Origin of the sequence: Dactylosporangium sp. NPDC005572 (genome assembly GCF_040605515.1) — a bacterium.
Lineage (GTDB): Bacteria > Actinomycetota > Actinomycetes > Mycobacteriales > Micromonosporaceae > Dactylosporangium.
In genome coordinates this window covers 1-15486 of record NZ_JBEXCY010000251.1, presented here as the reverse complement: position 1 = coordinate 15486, position 15486 = coordinate 1, and the positions used below count along the sequence as shown (strand labels likewise).

Below are 15486 nucleotides of genomic sequence, written 5' to 3'. Positions count from 1 at the left end.
CGGACGTCGCCGCGGCCGCCGCGGCGGAGGCCCGGCGCTGGTGTGTCGGCGTCGCCGCCACCGGTGAGACCCGGGCCGGGTCGCCGGTGAGCGTGCTGCAGCAGATGGCGGAGGAGGCGCGGCTGCTGGTCGTCGGCGGGCGGGGCACGTCCGGGCACCACACCGCGCCGCTCGGCCCGGTCAGCCGGGAGCTCGCCGCCCGGGCCGGTGCGCCGGTCCTCGTCGTGCACAACGCCCGGCGGTGGGCCGCCCCCGACGCCGTCCTGCCGCGTGCCGGGCCGGTCGTCGTCGGATTCGACGGCTCGGACTCCGCGCGACGCGCGCTGCGGCTCGCCTTCGCCGAGGCCGCGGCCCGGTGCAGCCGGCTCGTCGTCCTGCAGGCGTGGCAGCATCTGGAGCTGTGGCGTCCGGGCGGGGAGCGGGCCACCGACCTGTGCGACGCCGCGACCGTCGTCCACGAGTCGCTCCGGGAGGCGGCCCGTCCGTGGCGGGCCCGGTACCCGCTGCTGGAGGTCGAGATCCGCGGCGAGCCCGGCGACCCGGTCATGGCGCTCACCATGGCGTCGCAGTGGGCCGCACTGCTGGTGCTCGGCACGCGGTGCCCGGCCGACCGGGTCCAGCCGCCCAGCTCCTCGGTGTGCAGCCACGTCCTGCGGTACGCCGCCTGCCCGGTCCTGATCGCCCACGGCCCGAGCCGGGTCCCGGCGGCCGCGGCGGCATGAACGCCCGGTGTACCGGGCAGCACCCGCCGGAAGGAGGTCGCCATGACACTGCTCGTCGGGTCCGCGAGCCGGATCCTCACCGACGCGGCCCTGGTCGCCCTGCAGGCGCCGTCGGTGCTCAACACCCAGCCGTGGCGCTGGCACATCGAACGGGACACCGCGCGCCTGTCCGCCGACCGCAGCCGCCGCCTGGCCAGGATCGACCCGGAGGGACGCCTGCTGGTGACCAGCTGCGGCGCCGCGCTGCACCACGCGTGCGTGACGCTCGCCGCCGGCGGGGTGGACTTCGAGGTGGACCTGCTGCCCGGCGAAGGCACGCCCGACGCGCTGGCCGTCATCCGGTACCGCGGCGACACCGGCCCGTCGGCGGCGGCGCAGCGGCTGCGGGAGGTCATCGCGGTCCGGCAGTCCGACCGCCGGCCGTTCTCCGGCACGCCGGTGCCCGACGAGGCGCTCGAACGGCTCCGCGTGACGGCGGATCGGGCCGGCGCCCACCTGCACCTCGTGCGGGCCGCCGAGCTGCTCACGGTGATCGCCGCCGCGGGGCACGCGGCGGCCGCCGAGCTCGCGGACCCCGCCTACCGCGCCGAACTGCTGTCCTGGCTGCGGCCGCCGGGCTCGGGCCGCGACGGCCTGCCCGTCGACACGATCACGCCGCCGGGCGTGCGGCCGGTGCCGATCCGCGACTTCAGCACCGCCGGCTACGTCCCCGCCATCTACAGCGACACCGACGTCGCCGACCGCGAGGCGCGGTACGGCATCGTCGTCACCGACGGCGACGGCCCGGCCGACTGGCTCCGCGGCGGCGTGACCCTGTCGGCCGTCCTGCTCGCCGCCACCGCGGAGGGGCTCGCCACGTCCGCGATGAGCGACCTGGTCGAGGAGCCGGCGGCGCGCGTCGCCCTGCAGCGGATGCTCGGCGACGTCGGCCACCCGGCGATCGGCGTGCGGATCGGCGTGCCGGCCGCCGGGCCGCCACCCCCGAGGGCGCCGCGCCGCCCGGCGGCCGAGATGGTCGAGGTCGTCGCCGAGTCGGCGCCGGACTGACCGCGCCCGGGGGACCTTCGGACCCCGCACCCAGGCCGACCGGCGCTGCGCGGGGACACCGCAGCGCACCAGGCTGGAAGCAGGAGCAGTCCGGCCGGTTCCGAGGAGGCGGTCCCCATGCGTCGGTCACGGAGGTCCCGCCGATGACGGCCACCACGCCCGCGGCCGGCGCACCGCCGGCCCCGCGGGACCCGCGGGAGCCGGTCGACCTGCTGATGCGCGACCTGCGCTGCGGTCCCGACGGCCTGTCCGGGCGCGAGGCGGCCCGCCGCCTGGTCGTCCACGGCCCGAACGAGCTCACCCGCCGGACCGGCCGGCGGTGGTGGACCGAACTGGTCGCCCAGCTCGTCCACCCCCTCGCGATGCTCCTGTGGCTCGCCGCGGCCCTCGCCCTGGTCGCCGGCACGACCGCGCTGGCGGTGGCGATCGTGGTCGTCGTCCTCGTCAACGCCGTCTTCGCGTTCGTCCAGGAGCAGCAGGCCGAGCGGGCGGTGGAGGCCCTGTCGGCGTACCTGCCGCAGCACGCGGCCGTGGTCCGCGACGGCGAGCGGGTCACGATCGCCGCCACCGAGCTCGTCCCCGGCGACGTGCTGTTCGTCGAGGAGGGCGACCGGATCTGCGCCGACGCGCGGCTGCTGTCCGGCGGCGTCGAGGTCGACCTGTCGACGCTCAACGGCGAGTCGCTGCCCGCGTACCGCTCGGCGGACCAGACCGACCTGGGCGGGCCGGTGCTGGAGGCGCGTGACCTGGTGTTCAGCGGGACGAGCTGCACCGGCGGGGAGGCCCGGGCGCTGGTGTACGGCACCGGCATGCGCACCGAGCTCGGCCGGATCGCGGCGCTCAGCCAGCGGGTCGGCCGCGACCGCAGCCCGCTGGAGGCTCAGGTCAAGCGGGTCGCCTGGCTGATCGCCCTGGTCGCCGTCACCGCCGGCCTGGCGTTCCTGCCGCTGGGCATCTTCGCCGCGCACCTGTCCGTCGCGGCCGCCTTCACCTTCGCCATCGGGCTGCTCGTGGCGAACGTGCCCGAGGGCCTGCTCCCGACCATCACCCTGGCCCTCGGGATGGGCGTGCGCGAGCTGGCGCGGGGCGGCGCGGTGGTGAAGCGGCTCAGCGCCGTGGAGACACTCGGCTCGACCACGGTCATCTGCACCGACAAGACCGGCACGCTCACCATGAACCGCATGCGGGCCACGGCCGTCTGGACGCTGCCGCAGCGCGTCGGGCTCGAACCCGCGCCCGACGCCGCGCCGGGCGTCGTCGTGACGCGGCTGGCCGCCGCCGCGGCGCGGTGCACCAACGCGTCCCTCGACCCGGACACCGGCGACCCGACCGAGGTCGCGATCCTGCACGCCGCCGCCGCGCTGGGCGTGCCGCTCGACGCCGCGGCCTGCCGGAGCGGCCAGTGCCGGCAGTTCCACTTCGACCCCGGCCTGCGGCGGATGTCCACCGTGGACCGCCTCGCGGACGGCCTGCGGCTGCACGCGAAGGGCGCGCCCGAGGAGGTCCTGGCGCTGTGCACGGCGGTCGCGGACGCCGGCGGCGACCGCCCGCTGACCGCCGCGGACCGGGCGGCCACCACGGCGGCGGTCACGGAGCTGGCCGCACGCGGGCTGCGGCTGATCGCCGTGGCCGACCGGCGGCTGTCCGGCGATGCCGTGCCGCAGCGCCGGGAGGACGCCGAACGCGACCTCACCCTGCTCGGCGTCGTGGCCATGTTCGACCCGCCCCGGCCCGAGGTGCCTGGCGCCGTCGCCCGCTGCCACAGCGCCGGCATCCGGCTCATGGTCGTCACCGGCGACAACGGGCTCACCGCCGCCGAGATCGCCCGCCGGGTCGGCATCGCCACCGAGGAGACCAGGGTCGTCACCGGCGCCGAGCTCGACGCGATGCCGGAGCCCGAGCTCGACCGCCTGCTGACCGGGCACCGGGAGCTCGTCTTCGCCCGCAGCTCACCCGAGGCGAAGCTGCGCATCGCCGACGCGCTGCGGGCCCAGGGCCACGTCGTGGCGATGACGGGTGACGGGGTGAACGACGCGCCGGCGCTGCGCCGCGCCGACATCGGTGTCGCGATGGGCCTGGCCGGCACCGACGTGGCCCGCGAGTCGGCCACGATGGTGCTCACCGACGACAACTTCGCCACCATCGTGACGGCGGTGCAGGCCGGCCGCCGGGTCTACGACAACGTGCGGAAGTTCATCCTCTACATCTTCGCCCACGCCACGCCCGAGGTCGTGCCCTTCCTCGTCTTCGCGCTGTCCGGCGGCGCGGTCCCGCTCCCGCTGACCGTCCTGCAGATCCTCGCCGTCGACCTGGGCACCGAGACGCTGCCGGCCCTCGCGCTCGGCCGCGAACCGGCGGAGCCTGGACTGATGCGGCGTCCGCCGCGGGCCCGCGGGCAGAACGTCATCGAGCGCCGCATGCTGCTGCGGGCCTGGGCCCTGCTCGGCGGGGTGTCGGCCGCGCTCGTGCTCGCCGCGTTCTTCGCCACGCTGCTGGCGGGCGGCTGGCACCTCGGCGACCCGACCGGTCCCGGGACCCCGCTGTACCACACCTGGCAGCAGGCGACCACGATGACGTTCCTCGGCATCGTGGCGTGCCAGATCGGCACCGCGTTCGCCGCGCGGACCCAGACCGCGGCGCTGCGCGACGTCGGGGTGTTCACCAACCGGCTGCTGCTGTGGGGCATCGCCTTCGAGCTGGTCTTCGCGGCGGCCCTCGTGTACCTGCCGCCGCTGCAGCGGCTGTTCGGCACCGCCCCGCCGAGCCTCGGCCAGCTGGCGTTGCTGCTGCCGTTCCCGTTCGTGGTCTGGGGCGCGGACGAGCTGTGGCGGGCCCGGCAGCGCCGCCGCGGCTGACCGCGCCGGCCGCGCCTCACCCGGCGGGGACCATCGGGAACGACACCACGGCAGCGTGCGGGTCCGGCGCGGTGAGCGGGATCTCGGCGGTGAGGGTGGTGCCCTGCGCCGGCGCGCTGGCCACGGCGAACCGGCCGCCCAGGGCCTCCACCCGGTCGCGCAGACCGACGAGCCCGGTGCCGCCGTCCGGGTCGGCCCCGCCGGTCCCGTCGTCACGCACGGCCAGCGAGACGCGCTGCTCGTCGGCGGTCACCGTCACGCAGACCGTCGACGCCCCGGCATGCTTGGCGATGTTCGTCAGCGCCTCCGACACCACGTAGTACACCGCCACCTCCACCCGCTCCGGCAGCCGCCGGTCGACCCGCAGCCGCAGCTCGCACGGCACGGCGCTACGGCGGGCGAGGGTGCGCAGCATCGGGCCCACGCCGCCCTGGGACAGCAGCGCCGGGTGGATGCCGCGGGCGAGATCGGTCATGGACTCGTGGATCTCGGTGAGGCTCCGCACGGTGCCGGCCAGCAGCCGGCGTACCGCCCCCTGGTCGGTCAGCGCCGAGTCCTCCGCCATGCGCAGCCGCAGGGCGAGCGAGACGATGCGCTGCTGGGGACCGTCGTGCAGGTCGCGTTCGATGCGCCGCCGGGCGTCGTCGGCCGCGGCGACCAGCCGGACGCGGGAGGCGGCGAGTCTCGACCGGTTCTCGGCGTTGGCGATGGCGGTCGCCACCAGCTCGGTGAACGCCTGCAGGCGGGCCTCCGCGTCGGCGGGCACCGGCTCCCGCCGGAACGACCTGATGAGCGTGACGCCCCACAGCTCGCCGTCGACCACGATCGGCACGCCGACGCCGCGCACCTGTTCGGCGATCGGTCCGGTGGCGGTGTCGTAGTCGATCCGCGCGGTGCGGCGGGTGCGCAGGACCGTGCCGACGAGGTTCTCACCGGTGATCGGCACACCCGGCCGGTCGGGCCGCAGCCGCCCGTCCTCGTCCCGCTCCGAGACGGCCGCGACGGTGCCGCCCGGCTCGTACCGGAACAGCCCGGTGTGATAGCCCCGGAAGAGCTCGTGCAGCTCCGCCGTCACCGCCTCGGACACCTCCGCGGGCGGCCCGCCGGCCGCGACCATCGTGGCCACCCGCCGCAGTGCGGCCTGCTCCGCCAGCAGCGCCTGGGTCGCCTGCTGGGTGTCCCGCAGCGTGTCGATGAGCTCCTGGCGGTCCACGGCGCTGCCGACGATCCCCGCCAGCGCCGGGCCGAGGCGGTCCCGGAGCCGGTCGACCGTCCCGGCCGCGGTGGTGTCCGGGACGACGATCCGCACCGGGCGGCCCTCCCGGTCGCGCAGGCCGAGCACGACCGCGCCGGCGACCCCGTCCGCGGAGCGCCCGTCGCCGGCCTCGATCGATGCACTGGGGAGACCGAACCGGGCCGCGAGCTGCCGCGACCCGGCCCGCAGCCCGGCCGGCAGGTCGTCCTCGCCGAGGACGCGCCGAGCGAGTTCGGCGGCGATGTCCGACTCGTCCGCCCGCTGCTGCGCCTCCACCGCACGGGACCGGGCGAGGTTGGCCAGGCCGCTGCTGAACAGCGCCACGACGGCGAAGACCACGACGCGCTGCAGGTCATGCACCACCGTCAGGTGCAGGCCACCCGGCGGGATGAAGAAGTAGTTGAACGTCACGGTGCTGGCCAGTGCGGTGACGATGCCCAGCCGGGCGCCCCACACGGTCGTCAGCGCCAGCACGCCGAGGATGTACAGCGCGGCGCTCGGCTGGCCGGGCGGAGAAGCGGCATGCAGCGCGGCCAGCACGGCGGTCTCCACTGCGACCACCACCATCGCCACGGCGACGCCGACCAGCAGCGGTGGCGGCGTCGACGGCAGCAGCCAGCGCATCAGTCGGCGCCGGACGGCGTTGCTCACCGTCATGCGGCCTCCCGGGCGGCAACGGCCTCGAGCCCGGACCGGCACGCAGCGCCCCGGTCTTGCAGCCACACATCGACCGTTCGCCCCGCGGCGGGCGCCACCACCACCCGCGGCGGGTGACATCGGCCCGCCGCCGTTCTCCGGCCGCCGACCCCCGGGCACGGTCAGGCCCGGGTGCCCGCGCGTCCGGCGGCCCGCGCCTCGCCGATGATCAGCGCCGCCAGCCGGTCGGCGGCGCTCGCCACGCTCGGCGAGAGCCCCGGTCCGAAGCCGGTGTCGGCCGCCTCGACGCCGTAGACGACCAGGCGTTGCGGAAGCCGGGCCAGCGCGCGGGCCAGCGCCACGGCATCGGCCGGGCCGGTCGCGTGGGTGCCCGCGGACCGGCCGGGCGGTGCCGGCCACGGCACGACGAGGCGATGGACACGGCCCGGGCACGGCGGTTCGGCGCGCACGGCGTCGACCACGATCGCCAGGCGGCGGCCGTGCCACAGGAGCATCAGTGCGCACGCCTCGCCGTCGCTCTCGGCCAGGGTGACGCCGGACAGGCCGGCGCCGCGGAGCCGGTCGACGACGGCCGGGCCGACGCCGTCGTCACGCCGGTAGGGGTTGCCGACCCCGATGACCACGACCCCGGGCCTCACCGGCGCTCCACGGTGAGGTCGAGGAAGTGGGTGGCGCAGGAGATGCACGGGTCGTAGTTGCGGATCGCGTGCTCGCACTCGGTGGTGAGCCGCCCGTCGTCCAGGCCGAGCCGGTCCTGGACGAACCGGCGCAGGTCGGCCTCGATGGCCGGCTGGTTCTGCGCCGTCGGCGGCACGATCCGGGCCGTGGCGATGGTGCCGTCGGCGTCGAGCCGGTACCGGTGGAACAGCGTGCCGCGGGGCGCCTCGGTGGCACCCCAGCCGGTCGCCGCCCGCGGGACGGCCTCCTCGTACGGCGGGTCCGGCGGCTCGTACGCCTCGACCAGGCGGAGGGCCTCGTCGAGGGCGTACACCATCTCGACGGCGCGCACGACGATGCTGCGGAACGGGTTGTCGCACCGCTCGCCCAGCCCGGCCGCCGCGGCCGCCTGACGCGCCAGCGGCGAGAGCCGGGCGTGGTTGAGGCTGTACCGGGCGAGCGGGCCGGTCAGGTAGGTCCCGGCGCCGGCCAGCCGGCCGTGCAGCGCGGTGGAGTGCGGCACCTGGGTCTCGACGATGTGCTGCTCGAACTCGGCGACCGCGAACGACCGCCCGGCCGACGTCCGGGGTGCGCCGCGGTCGATCGGGTACCGCTGCGGGTCGACCGGGTCGACCAGGGCGAGCAGCTCATGGTCGATCGTGAAGTCGGGGAACGTGAACCCGGCGACCCACTCGGCGGTGGCCAGCGCGTGGTCGAGCGCCGGCCGCAGGACGTCGCGGGCGAGGGCCCGCAGCTCGGGTGGGGACGGCGCCCGGTGGAAGCCGCCGACGCGCACGTTGACGGGGTGGATGGGCCGCCCGCCGACGAGCTCGAGGATCGCGTTGCCGGCCTGCTTCAGCGCGAGCCCCCGTTCGACGGCGGCGCGGTGGTCGCGGGCGAGCTCCACCACGTTCGGGTAGCCGAGGAAGTCGGGCGCGTGCAGCAGGTAGACGTGCAGCGCGTGGCTGGCCACCCATTCGCCGCAGTACAGCAGCCGGCGCAGCTCCGCGACGGGCTCGCTGACCGGTGTGCCGCAGGCGTCCTCGATCGCCAGGCAGGCGCTCAGCTGGTACGCCACCGGGCAGATCCCGCAGATGCGCGCCGTGATGTCCGGCGGCTCGTGATGGCCGCGGCCCACCAGGAACGCCTCGAAGAACCGGGGCGGCTCGTAGATGTCGAGCCGCACGTCGGTCACCACGTCGCCGTCGACCTGGACGTGCATCGCGCCCTCGCCCTCCACCCGGGCGAGCGCGGCGACGTGCAGGGCCCGGTCGTGGCGGTGCGTCATCCGCGCTCCCCTCCTCGGCGGCGGCCCGGAACTCGGGCTTCGCCACGTGGTAGGTGCGGAAGACCCGGGCGACGTCCTGCCGGCTCATGCCGTTGGCCCGCAGCGACGCGACGAGCGCGTCGGTGTTCGGCTGGGCCATCGGGCCGAAGCAGCCGTAGCAGCCGCGGCCGTACGCGGGGCAGAGCGCGCCGCACCCCGCCCGGGTCACCGGCCCCAGGCACGGTGTGCCGTTCGCGACGGTGACGCACGGGGTCCCCCGGACCTTGCACTGCTGGCACACGCTGTGCACGGGCAGGGCCGGCCGGCGCCCGGCGAGGATGCCCGTGAGCACCTCGATGAGCTGGCGGCGGTCGATGGGGCAGCCGGGCAGTTCCAGGTCGACCGGCACGTGCGCCGCGATCGGGGTCGAGTCGGCGAGGGTCGCCACGTACTCCGGCCGGGCGTACACGACCGAGCGGAACTGCTCGACGTCGGCGAGGTTGCGCAGCGCCTGCACGCCACCGGCGTTCGCGCACGCGCCGATCGTGATCAGCATGCCGGACTGCTCGCGGATGCGGTGGATGCGTTCGACGTCGGCCTCGGTCGTCACGGAGCCCTCGACGAGCGACACGTCGTACGGCCCCGGTGCGGCGGCGCTGGACGCCTCGAGGAAGTGGGCGATCTCGACGTGCTCGGCGAGCGGCAGCAGCTCGTCCTCGCAGTCGAGCAGCGTGAGCTGGCAGCCGTCGCAGGAGGCGAACTTCCACACGGCCAGTGTCGGCTTCACCATCACAGCTCCCTGGTGGACAGCAGCGGACCGGCGGCGTCGAAGGCGACGACCGGCCCGTCCCGGCACAGCAGCAGCGGGCCGAGCTGGCAGTGGCCGCAGTGCCCGATGCCGCAGTGCATGTTGCGTTCGAGCGACAGCCACAGCGCTTCCGCCGGTACCCCGAGCCGGGCGAGGTCCCGGGCGACGAACCGCATCATGACCTCGGGCCCGCACACGTACGCGACCGTCCCGGCCGGACGGATCCGCAGCCGGTCGAACAGCGCGGTCACCACGCCGACGCGGCCGCCCCAGCCGGCCCCCGCCCGGTCGACGATGGTGTGGACGCCGACACCGGCGGCCCGCCACTCGTCGTGCTCGCCGGGGTACAGCAGGTCCTCGGGGGTCCGTGCCCCGATCAGCACCGTGACGTCGCGGTACCGGTCGCGGTGGGCGGCGGCCTGCCGCACGGCCGGGCGCAGCGGGGCGAGGCCGAGGCCGCCGGCGACGATCACGACGTCGGCGCCGTCGGGTGCGGGCAGGGCCCAGCCGCGGCCGAAGGGCCCCCGGACGCCGAGCGTCGTTCCGGGCTCGGCCCGGCACAGCGCCCCGCTCGTCGCGCCGACCGCACGCACCGTGTGCAGCAGCCCGCCGGCGCCGTACCGGCCGGAGACCGAGATCGGGATCTCGCCGACGCCGAAGGCGTAGAGCATGGCGAACTGGCCGGGCCGGAACGCCGGCAGCGGCGCGTCGAGCGGTTCGAGCGCGAGCGTGACCGTGTCGGCGGTCTCGTCGGCGCGCCCGGCGACCCGGTAGCGGCTCGGCGTCATCGTCGTCATGCCGGCGCCCGGTACAGGTCGAGCAGCCGCAGCCGGGTCGCCTGCATCCGGCCCACGACGACGGCCATGAACCGCCGCGTGAGCTCGTAGCCGAACACCGGGTCGGCGTCGCACAGGGCGCGGACGGCGGTGCCGTCGACGGCGATGCTGCGCACCGGTCCGGCGGCCACGGCGCCGAAGTGCCAGCGGTACGGCGGGAAGAGCCAGGACCATCCGAGGACCGTGCCGGGACCCAGTGTCTCCATGATGACGTCGCCGCGGCCGGGCACCCGGATGTCCAGGTCGACCTGCCCGTCGCCGATGAGCCAGAAGCGCTCGGCGGGGCCGTTCTCCTCGAAGATCCGGGTGCCGGCCGGGAACGGCTCCGGACGCGCCAGCGGTTCCAGCCGCCCGATGTCGCCGGCGGTCAGGCCGGCCAGGAACGGGTGCGCCTCGAGCAGCTCGCGGGTGGTGCTCACGACGGCTCCCCGGCGGCGAGGGCGTGCAGTTCCTCGGTGACGTCGATGCCGACCGGGCACCAGACGATGCAGCGGCCGCAGCCGACGCAGCCCGACTCGCCGAACTGGTCGTGCCAGGTGCCGAACTTGTGGGTGAGCCACTGCCGGTACCGGGCCCGGCCGGAGGCTCGGACCGGCCCGCCGTGCAGGTGGCTGAAGTCGAGGTCGAAGCACGACTCCCAGGTCTCCCACCGTTCGGCGTGGTCGCCGGTCAGGTCGGTCGTGTCGGTGACGGACGTGCAGAAGCACGTCGGGCAGACCATGGTGCAGTTGCCGCAGGTCAGGCAGCGCGCGGCGACGTCGTCCCAGCGCGGGTCCTCGCGGTGCCCGGCCAGGAGCGTGCGCAGGTCCGTCTCGGGCACCGTCCGGCCCATGCGCTGCGCCGCGTCGAGGACGGCACCGGCGGCCGCCTCGACGTCCGCGGCCGACGCCGGCGTGGCGGGCACCCCGTCGAGGATCGCCGCGCCGGCGGCCGAGCCGGCGGCGGCCAGGTAGTCCCCGCCGGGACGCTCGGTCAGGACGATGTCGTAGCCGTCGTCGGCGCCGGGGTGCCCGCCGGCGGCCACGCAGAAGCACGCGGCGCCGGGCTCGGTGCAGTTGACGACCACGACCAGCACGTCGGCGCGGCGCTCGGCGTAGCGCCCGCCGTCGCCGAGGACGTGGTCGAGCACGCCGATCGCGCGCAGGTCGCACGGGCGCACGCCGAACAGCGCCAGCCGGCGCCGCTGCACCGGCTCCTCCGTGGCGGCGAAGCCGTCCGGCGACCGGTCCGGCGACCGGTCGGCCGACCACAGCCGGTCGCGCGGCGGATGCAGCACCTGCTTCCACGACTGCGGGCCGGACGTGTGGGTGAACGCCAGCCGCTCGTCGCCGGGCCGCAGCCGGTAGGTGCCGGCCTCGACCTCGGTGCGCCGGCCGTACGGCAGGTCGGCGGCCCGGGTGACCTCGGCGAGCACGACGGCGTCGGCCCGGACGGTGGGGCCGACGACCGTGCGCCCGTCGGCGTGCAGTGCGGCGAACAGCCCGTCGAGCCCGGCGAGCACGATCCTGTCGTCCAATGTCCGCTCCCTCAGCAGATCCGCGGCAGTTGTTCGCCGACGAGCACGTCGACCACGCGCCGGCCGCCCATGAGCGTGTGCATGACGACCCGGCCCGGATGGTCGGCGACGACGGTGCCGAGCCGGACCGCGTCGCGGCCCTCCGGCGTCGCGCGCATGGTCGCCAGCACCGCGTCGGCGGCGTCGGCCGCCACCATCGCGACCAGGCAGCCCTCGTTGGCGACGTGCAGCGGGTCGAGGCCGAGCAGTTCGCAGGCGGCGGCCACCAGCGCCGGTACCGGCACCGCGGCCTCGTCGATCTCGACACCGACCGCGGAGGCGGCCGCGAGCTCGTTGAGCGCCGCCGCCAGCCCGCCGCGGGTGGGGTCGCGCATCGCGTGCAGCGCCGGGCCGCCGCCGGCCACCATCGCGGCGACCAGCCGGTGCAGGGCCCGGGTGTCCGACGCGATCCCCGCCTCGAACCCGAGCGCCTCGCGGGCGCTCAGGATCGTCGTGCCGTGCCGGCCGATCGGCCCGGACAGCAGCACGGCGTCACCGGCGCGGGCGGCGCCCGCCGAGATCCGCGCGCCGGGCAGCCGCCGGCCGAGCCCGGTCGTGGTGACGAACAGCCCGTCGGCGGCGCCCCGGCCGACCACCTTCGTGTCGCCGGTGACGATCCGCACGCCCGCGTCCGCGGCGGCCGCCCCGGCCGAGGCCGTGACCCGCCGCAGGTCGACGATCGGGAAACCCTCCTCGATGACGTACGCCAGGGTGAGCGCGACCGGCGCCGCACCCAGCATGGCCAGGTCGTTGACCGTGCCGTGCACGGCGAGGCAGCCGATGTCCCCGCCGGGGAAGAACAGCGGGTCCACCACGAACGCGTCCGTGCTGAGCACGACCTCCGCGCCGGCCACGGTGACGACGGCGGCGTCCTCCGCCACGGCGCCGGGCGGCCCGCCGAGCGCCGGCAGCACCACCTGGCCGAGCAGCTCGGCGGAGAGCCGCCCGCCGCTGCCGTGCCCGAGCTGTACCCGCTCGGACTCGTGCGGCGGGGCGGGGCACGCGGCCCGGGCCGGGTCCACCGCGGTCACCGGGCCGTCACCCGGCCGGCGGCGTGGAACGCGGCGCAGGTGCCCTCGGAGGACACCATCGGCGCACCGAGCGGCGCCCGCGGGGTGCACCGCGTCCCGTAGGCGGCGCAGTCGGTCGGCAGGCGGGTCCCGCGCAGGATGGCACCCGCGATGCAGTCCGGGTGCTCGCGGGTCGTCACGCCGTCCACCGCGAAGCGCAGCTCGGCGTCGTAGGCGCCGAACTCGGCGGTGAGCCGCAGCCCGCTGTCCGGGATGGCGCCGATACCGCGCCAGGCCCGGTCGCCGACGCGGAAGACGCGCCGGATCGTGTCCTGGGCGACGGCGTTGCCGGCGCGGCGCACCGCCCGGGCGTACTGGTTCTGCACGGCCGCGTGCCCGGCCTCGAGCTGCCGCACGGCCATCAGCAGCCCTTCGAGCAGGTCGAGCGGCTCGAAACCGGTCACGACGATCGGCACGCCGTAGCGGGCGGCGATGGGCTCGTACTCGGTCCAGCCCATGACCGCGCACACGTGCCCGGCGGCGAGGAACGCCTGGACCTCGCAGTCCGGCGCGTCGAGGATCGCGGTCATCGCGGGCGGCACGAGCACGTGGCTGACCAGCATGCTGAAGTTGCGCAGCCCGAGGTGGTGCGCCCGCAGGACGGCCATGGCGTTGGCCGGCGCGGTGGTCTCGAAGCCGACGGCGAAGAACACGACCTGGCGGTCCGGGTGCGCGGCGGCGATCCGGACCGCGTCCAGCGGGGAGTACACGACCCGCACGTCGGCGCCGCGGGCCCGCAGGGCCAGCAGGTCCGTGTCGCTGCCGGGCACCCGGAGCATGTCGCCGTACGAGGTGAACACGACCCCGTCCCGCGCGGCGATGGCGAGGGCCTTGTCGACGAGCTCCAGCGGCGTGACGCACACCGGGCAGCCGGGGCCGTGGATCATCCGCATCCCGGCGGGCAGCAGCTCGTCGAGGCCCTGCCGCACGACGGTGTTCGTCTGCCCGCCGCAGACCTCCATGACCGTCCAGGGCCGGGTGGCCTCCGTGCGCAGCTGGTCGAGCAGCCGCCGGGCGAGGCCGGGATCGCGGTACTCCTGCAGGTATCTCACGGCTCCGCCCCCTCCGGCGACAGTTCCCGCTCGACGGCGTCGCCCATCGCCCGCAGTACCGTCAGCGTCCGCAGCGCCTCGGCCTCGTCGAGGCGGCTGATCGCGAACCCGACGTGCACGACGACGTAGTCACCCTCGCCGGCCTCCGGCGTGTAGGCCAGGCACACCTCGCGCTGTACGCCGCCGAAGTCGACGGTCGCCATGGGCAGCCCGCCGCCGTCGCGCACGGCCACGACCCGGCCCGGCACGCCGAGACACATCCCCGTCACCCCTCCCGGAGCCGGGCCGCGGCGACCGCGGCCTGGCCGTAGCTGAGGCCGCCGTCGTTGGCCGGCACGCGCTCGTTGACCAGCGGCGTGAGCCCCGCCCCGGCGAGCCCGGCGACCAGCGCCCCGACGAGGACGCGGTTCTGCATGACCCCGCCGGACAGGCAGACCACGGACGTGCCGTGCCGCTCGGCGGCGTCCGCGCAGACCGCGACGGTCACGGCGGCGACGGTGGCGTGGAACGCGGCGGCCACGTAGCCGGTCTGGGCGCCGTCGTGCCTGGCCAGCAGCGCGCCGTGCAGGGTCGGCCCGGGGTCGTAGACGACGAGGCCGTCGCGGGTGGCGAGGCGCCAGGGCAGGGCCGGGGCGGGGCCATGGCCGGCCGCCCGCACCTCCAGCGCCACGGCGGCCTCACCCTCGTAGGTCGCGTCGTCGCCCAGCCCCAGCAGCGCCGCCACGGCGTCGAACAGGCGGCCGGCGCTCGATGCCGGCGGGCAGTTCACCCCGCGGCGCACCATGCGCCGGACGGTGGCCACCTCGGTGTGGGGCAGCCGCTGCAGCAACGGCGCCGCCAGCGTCCGCAGCGCGGCGGCGTCCCCCGTCGGTTCGGTACCGAACTCGGCACCGAACAGGTAGCCGAGCGCCATGCGGGCCGGCCGGCGCACGGCGGCGGCACCGCCGGGCAGCGGGGCCCGGCCGAACCGGGCGATCCGCCGGTACGAGCGCAGGTCCGCCAGCAGGATCTCGCCGCCCCAGAGGGTGCCGTCGTCGCCGAGGCCGAGCCCGTCGTAGGCGACGCCGAGGAAGGGGCCGGTGACGCCGTGCTCGGCGGCGCACGACGCGACGTGGGCGTGGTGGTGCTGGACCGCCACCTGCCGGCACTGCGGCAGCGCCGTCGCGTACTGCGTCGAGAGGTACCCCGGATGCAGGTCGTGGGCGACGACCCGGGGATCGGCGCCGGCGACCCGGCACAGGTGCCGCAGGCTCGCGGTGAACGACTCCAGGGCGTCCTGCCGTTCGAGGTCGCCGGTGTGCGGTCCGACGATCGCGGTGCCGCCCCGGGCGATCGTGAACGTGTGCTTGAGCTGGCCGCCGACGGCGAGCAGCGGCTCGGGCGCGTGGACCGGCAGGTCGAGGGGGTCGGGTGCGTAGCCGCGGGCCCGCCGCACGACGGCCGGCCGGCCGGCGACGACGTGGACCACGGAGTCGTCGTACCGCGACCGGATCACCCGGTCGTGGCCCAGGAACCCGTCGGCGAGCCCCCACAGCCGGCGCCGGGCATCGCCGTCGTCGATCGCGATGGGTTCGTCCGCCACGTTGCCGCTGGTGACGACCAGCGGGCGGCCCAGGTCGGCGCAGAGCAGGTGGTGCAGCGGCGTCGCGGGCAGGAGCAGGCCGAGCCGGTCGGTGCCGGGCGCCACCGCGGCTGCCAGCGGGCC

At 76.4% G+C, this 15486-nt stretch carries 13 protein-coding genes and 1 pseudogene; 3 read left to right on the top strand and 11 right to left on the bottom strand.

Annotated elements, in window-relative coordinates; genetic code table 11:
- The 3 genes from ABZS66_RS54070 to ABZS66_RS54060 all read left to right on the top strand — a co-directional run.
- The coding region (locus tag ABZS66_RS54070) for a universal stress protein (protein ID WP_354771489.1) at positions 1 to 722 on the top strand (722 nt) is incomplete at its 5' end.
- Positions 723 to 764: 42 nt separating this feature from the next.
- Entirely contained in the window at positions 765 to 1769 is a 1005-nt protein-coding gene (locus ABZS66_RS54065) for a nitroreductase (RefSeq protein WP_354771487.1), read from the top strand.
- A 143-nt stretch (positions 1770 to 1912) separates the two neighbouring features.
- Entirely contained in the window at positions 1913 to 4624 is a 2712-nt protein-coding gene (locus ABZS66_RS54060) for a cation-transporting P-type ATPase (protein ID WP_354771485.1), read from the top strand.
- A 16-nt stretch (positions 4625 to 4640) separates the two neighbouring features.
- On the opposite strand, the gene ABZS66_RS54055 is transcribed toward ABZS66_RS54060, so the two are convergent.
- The 11 genes and pseudogenes from ABZS66_RS54055 to ABZS66_RS54005 all read right to left on the bottom strand — a co-directional run.
- Positions 4641 to 6536, bottom strand: a complete 1896-nt coding sequence (locus ABZS66_RS54055; RefSeq protein WP_354771483.1) for a DUF4118 domain-containing protein — start codon at positions 6534 to 6536, stop codon at positions 4641 to 4643.
- A gap of 161 nt (positions 6537 to 6697) precedes the next feature.
- Positions 6698 to 7174, bottom strand: coding sequence for a hydrogenase maturation protease (locus ABZS66_RS54050; RefSeq protein WP_354771481.1), 477 nt, complete (start codon positions 7172 to 7174; stop codon positions 6698 to 6700).
- Positions 7171 to 8481: a Ni/Fe hydrogenase subunit alpha gene (locus ABZS66_RS54045; RefSeq protein ID WP_354771479.1), complete on the bottom strand. Its 1311-nt coding sequence runs from the start codon at positions 8479 to 8481 to the stop codon at positions 7171 to 7173. The genes ABZS66_RS54050 and ABZS66_RS54045 overlap by 4 nt, the downstream gene beginning before the upstream one ends.
- A 334-nt stretch (positions 8482 to 8815) precedes the next feature.
- A pseudogene (locus tag ABZS66_RS54040) lies at positions 8816 to 9250 on the bottom strand (oxidoreductase); the annotation flags it as partial.
- Positions 9250 to 10065: an FAD/NAD(P)-binding protein gene (locus ABZS66_RS54035; RefSeq protein ID WP_354771477.1), complete on the bottom strand. Its 816-nt coding sequence runs from the start codon at positions 10063 to 10065 to the stop codon at positions 9250 to 9252. The gene ABZS66_RS54035 and the pseudogene ABZS66_RS54040, both read right to left, overlap by 1 nt.
- A complete protein-coding gene (locus ABZS66_RS54030) occupies positions 10062 to 10523 on the bottom strand; it encodes a cyclic nucleotide-binding domain-containing protein (protein WP_354771475.1) in 462 nt (153 codons plus the stop codon). The genes ABZS66_RS54035 and ABZS66_RS54030 overlap by 4 nt, the downstream gene beginning before the upstream one ends.
- Positions 10520 to 11620 (bottom strand): 4Fe-4S dicluster domain-containing protein, encoded by a 1101-nt coding sequence (locus ABZS66_RS54025; RefSeq protein WP_354771473.1) that lies wholly within the window; start codon positions 11618 to 11620, stop codon positions 10520 to 10522. The genes ABZS66_RS54030 and ABZS66_RS54025 overlap by 4 nt, the downstream gene beginning before the upstream one ends.
- An 11-nt stretch (positions 11621 to 11631) precedes the next feature.
- Entirely contained in the window at positions 11632 to 12690 is a 1059-nt protein-coding gene (gene hypE, locus ABZS66_RS54020; RefSeq protein WP_354771471.1) for a hydrogenase expression/formation protein HypE, read from the bottom strand.
- Positions 12687 to 13781: a hydrogenase formation protein HypD gene (gene hypD, locus ABZS66_RS54015; protein WP_354771469.1), complete on the bottom strand. Its 1095-nt coding sequence runs from the start codon at positions 13779 to 13781 to the stop codon at positions 12687 to 12689. Before hypD ends, hypE begins: the two co-directional genes overlap by 4 nt.
- Complete coding sequence (locus tag ABZS66_RS54010; protein WP_354771467.1) at positions 13778 to 14041, bottom strand: HypC/HybG/HupF family hydrogenase formation chaperone; 264 nt, start codon at positions 14039 to 14041, stop codon at positions 13778 to 13780. Before ABZS66_RS54010 ends, hypD begins: the two co-directional genes overlap by 4 nt.
- A gap of 5 nt (positions 14042 to 14046) precedes the next feature.
- Positions 14047 to 15486 (bottom strand): Sua5/YciO/YrdC/YwlC family protein (locus ABZS66_RS54005; protein ID WP_354771465.1); only part of this gene is annotated, 1440 nt, incomplete at its 5' end.

Bases quoted from the DNA above. Each gene is read 5' to 3' on its own strand.
- ABZS66_RS54065 (WP_354771487.1), top strand. From the start codon at position 765: ATGACACTGCTCGTCGGGTCCGCGAGCCGGATCCTCACCGACGCGGCC.
- ABZS66_RS54060 (WP_354771485.1), top strand. From the start codon at position 1,913: ATGACGGCCACCACGCCCGCGGCCGGCGCACCGCCGGCCCCGCGGGAC.
- ABZS66_RS54055 (WP_354771483.1), bottom strand. From the start codon at position 6,536: ATGACGGTGAGCAACGCCGTCCGGCGCCGACTGATGCGCTGGCTGCTG.
- ABZS66_RS54045 (WP_354771479.1), bottom strand. From the start codon at position 8,481: ATGACGCACCGCCACGACCGGGCCCTGCACGTCGCCGCGCTCGCCCGG.
- ABZS66_RS54035 (WP_354771477.1), bottom strand. From the start codon at position 10,065: ATGACGACGATGACGCCGAGCCGCTACCGGGTCGCCGGGCGCGCCGAC.
- ABZS66_RS54010 (WP_354771467.1), bottom strand. From the start codon at position 14,041: ATGTGTCTCGGCGTGCCGGGCCGGGTCGTGGCCGTGCGCGACGGCGGC.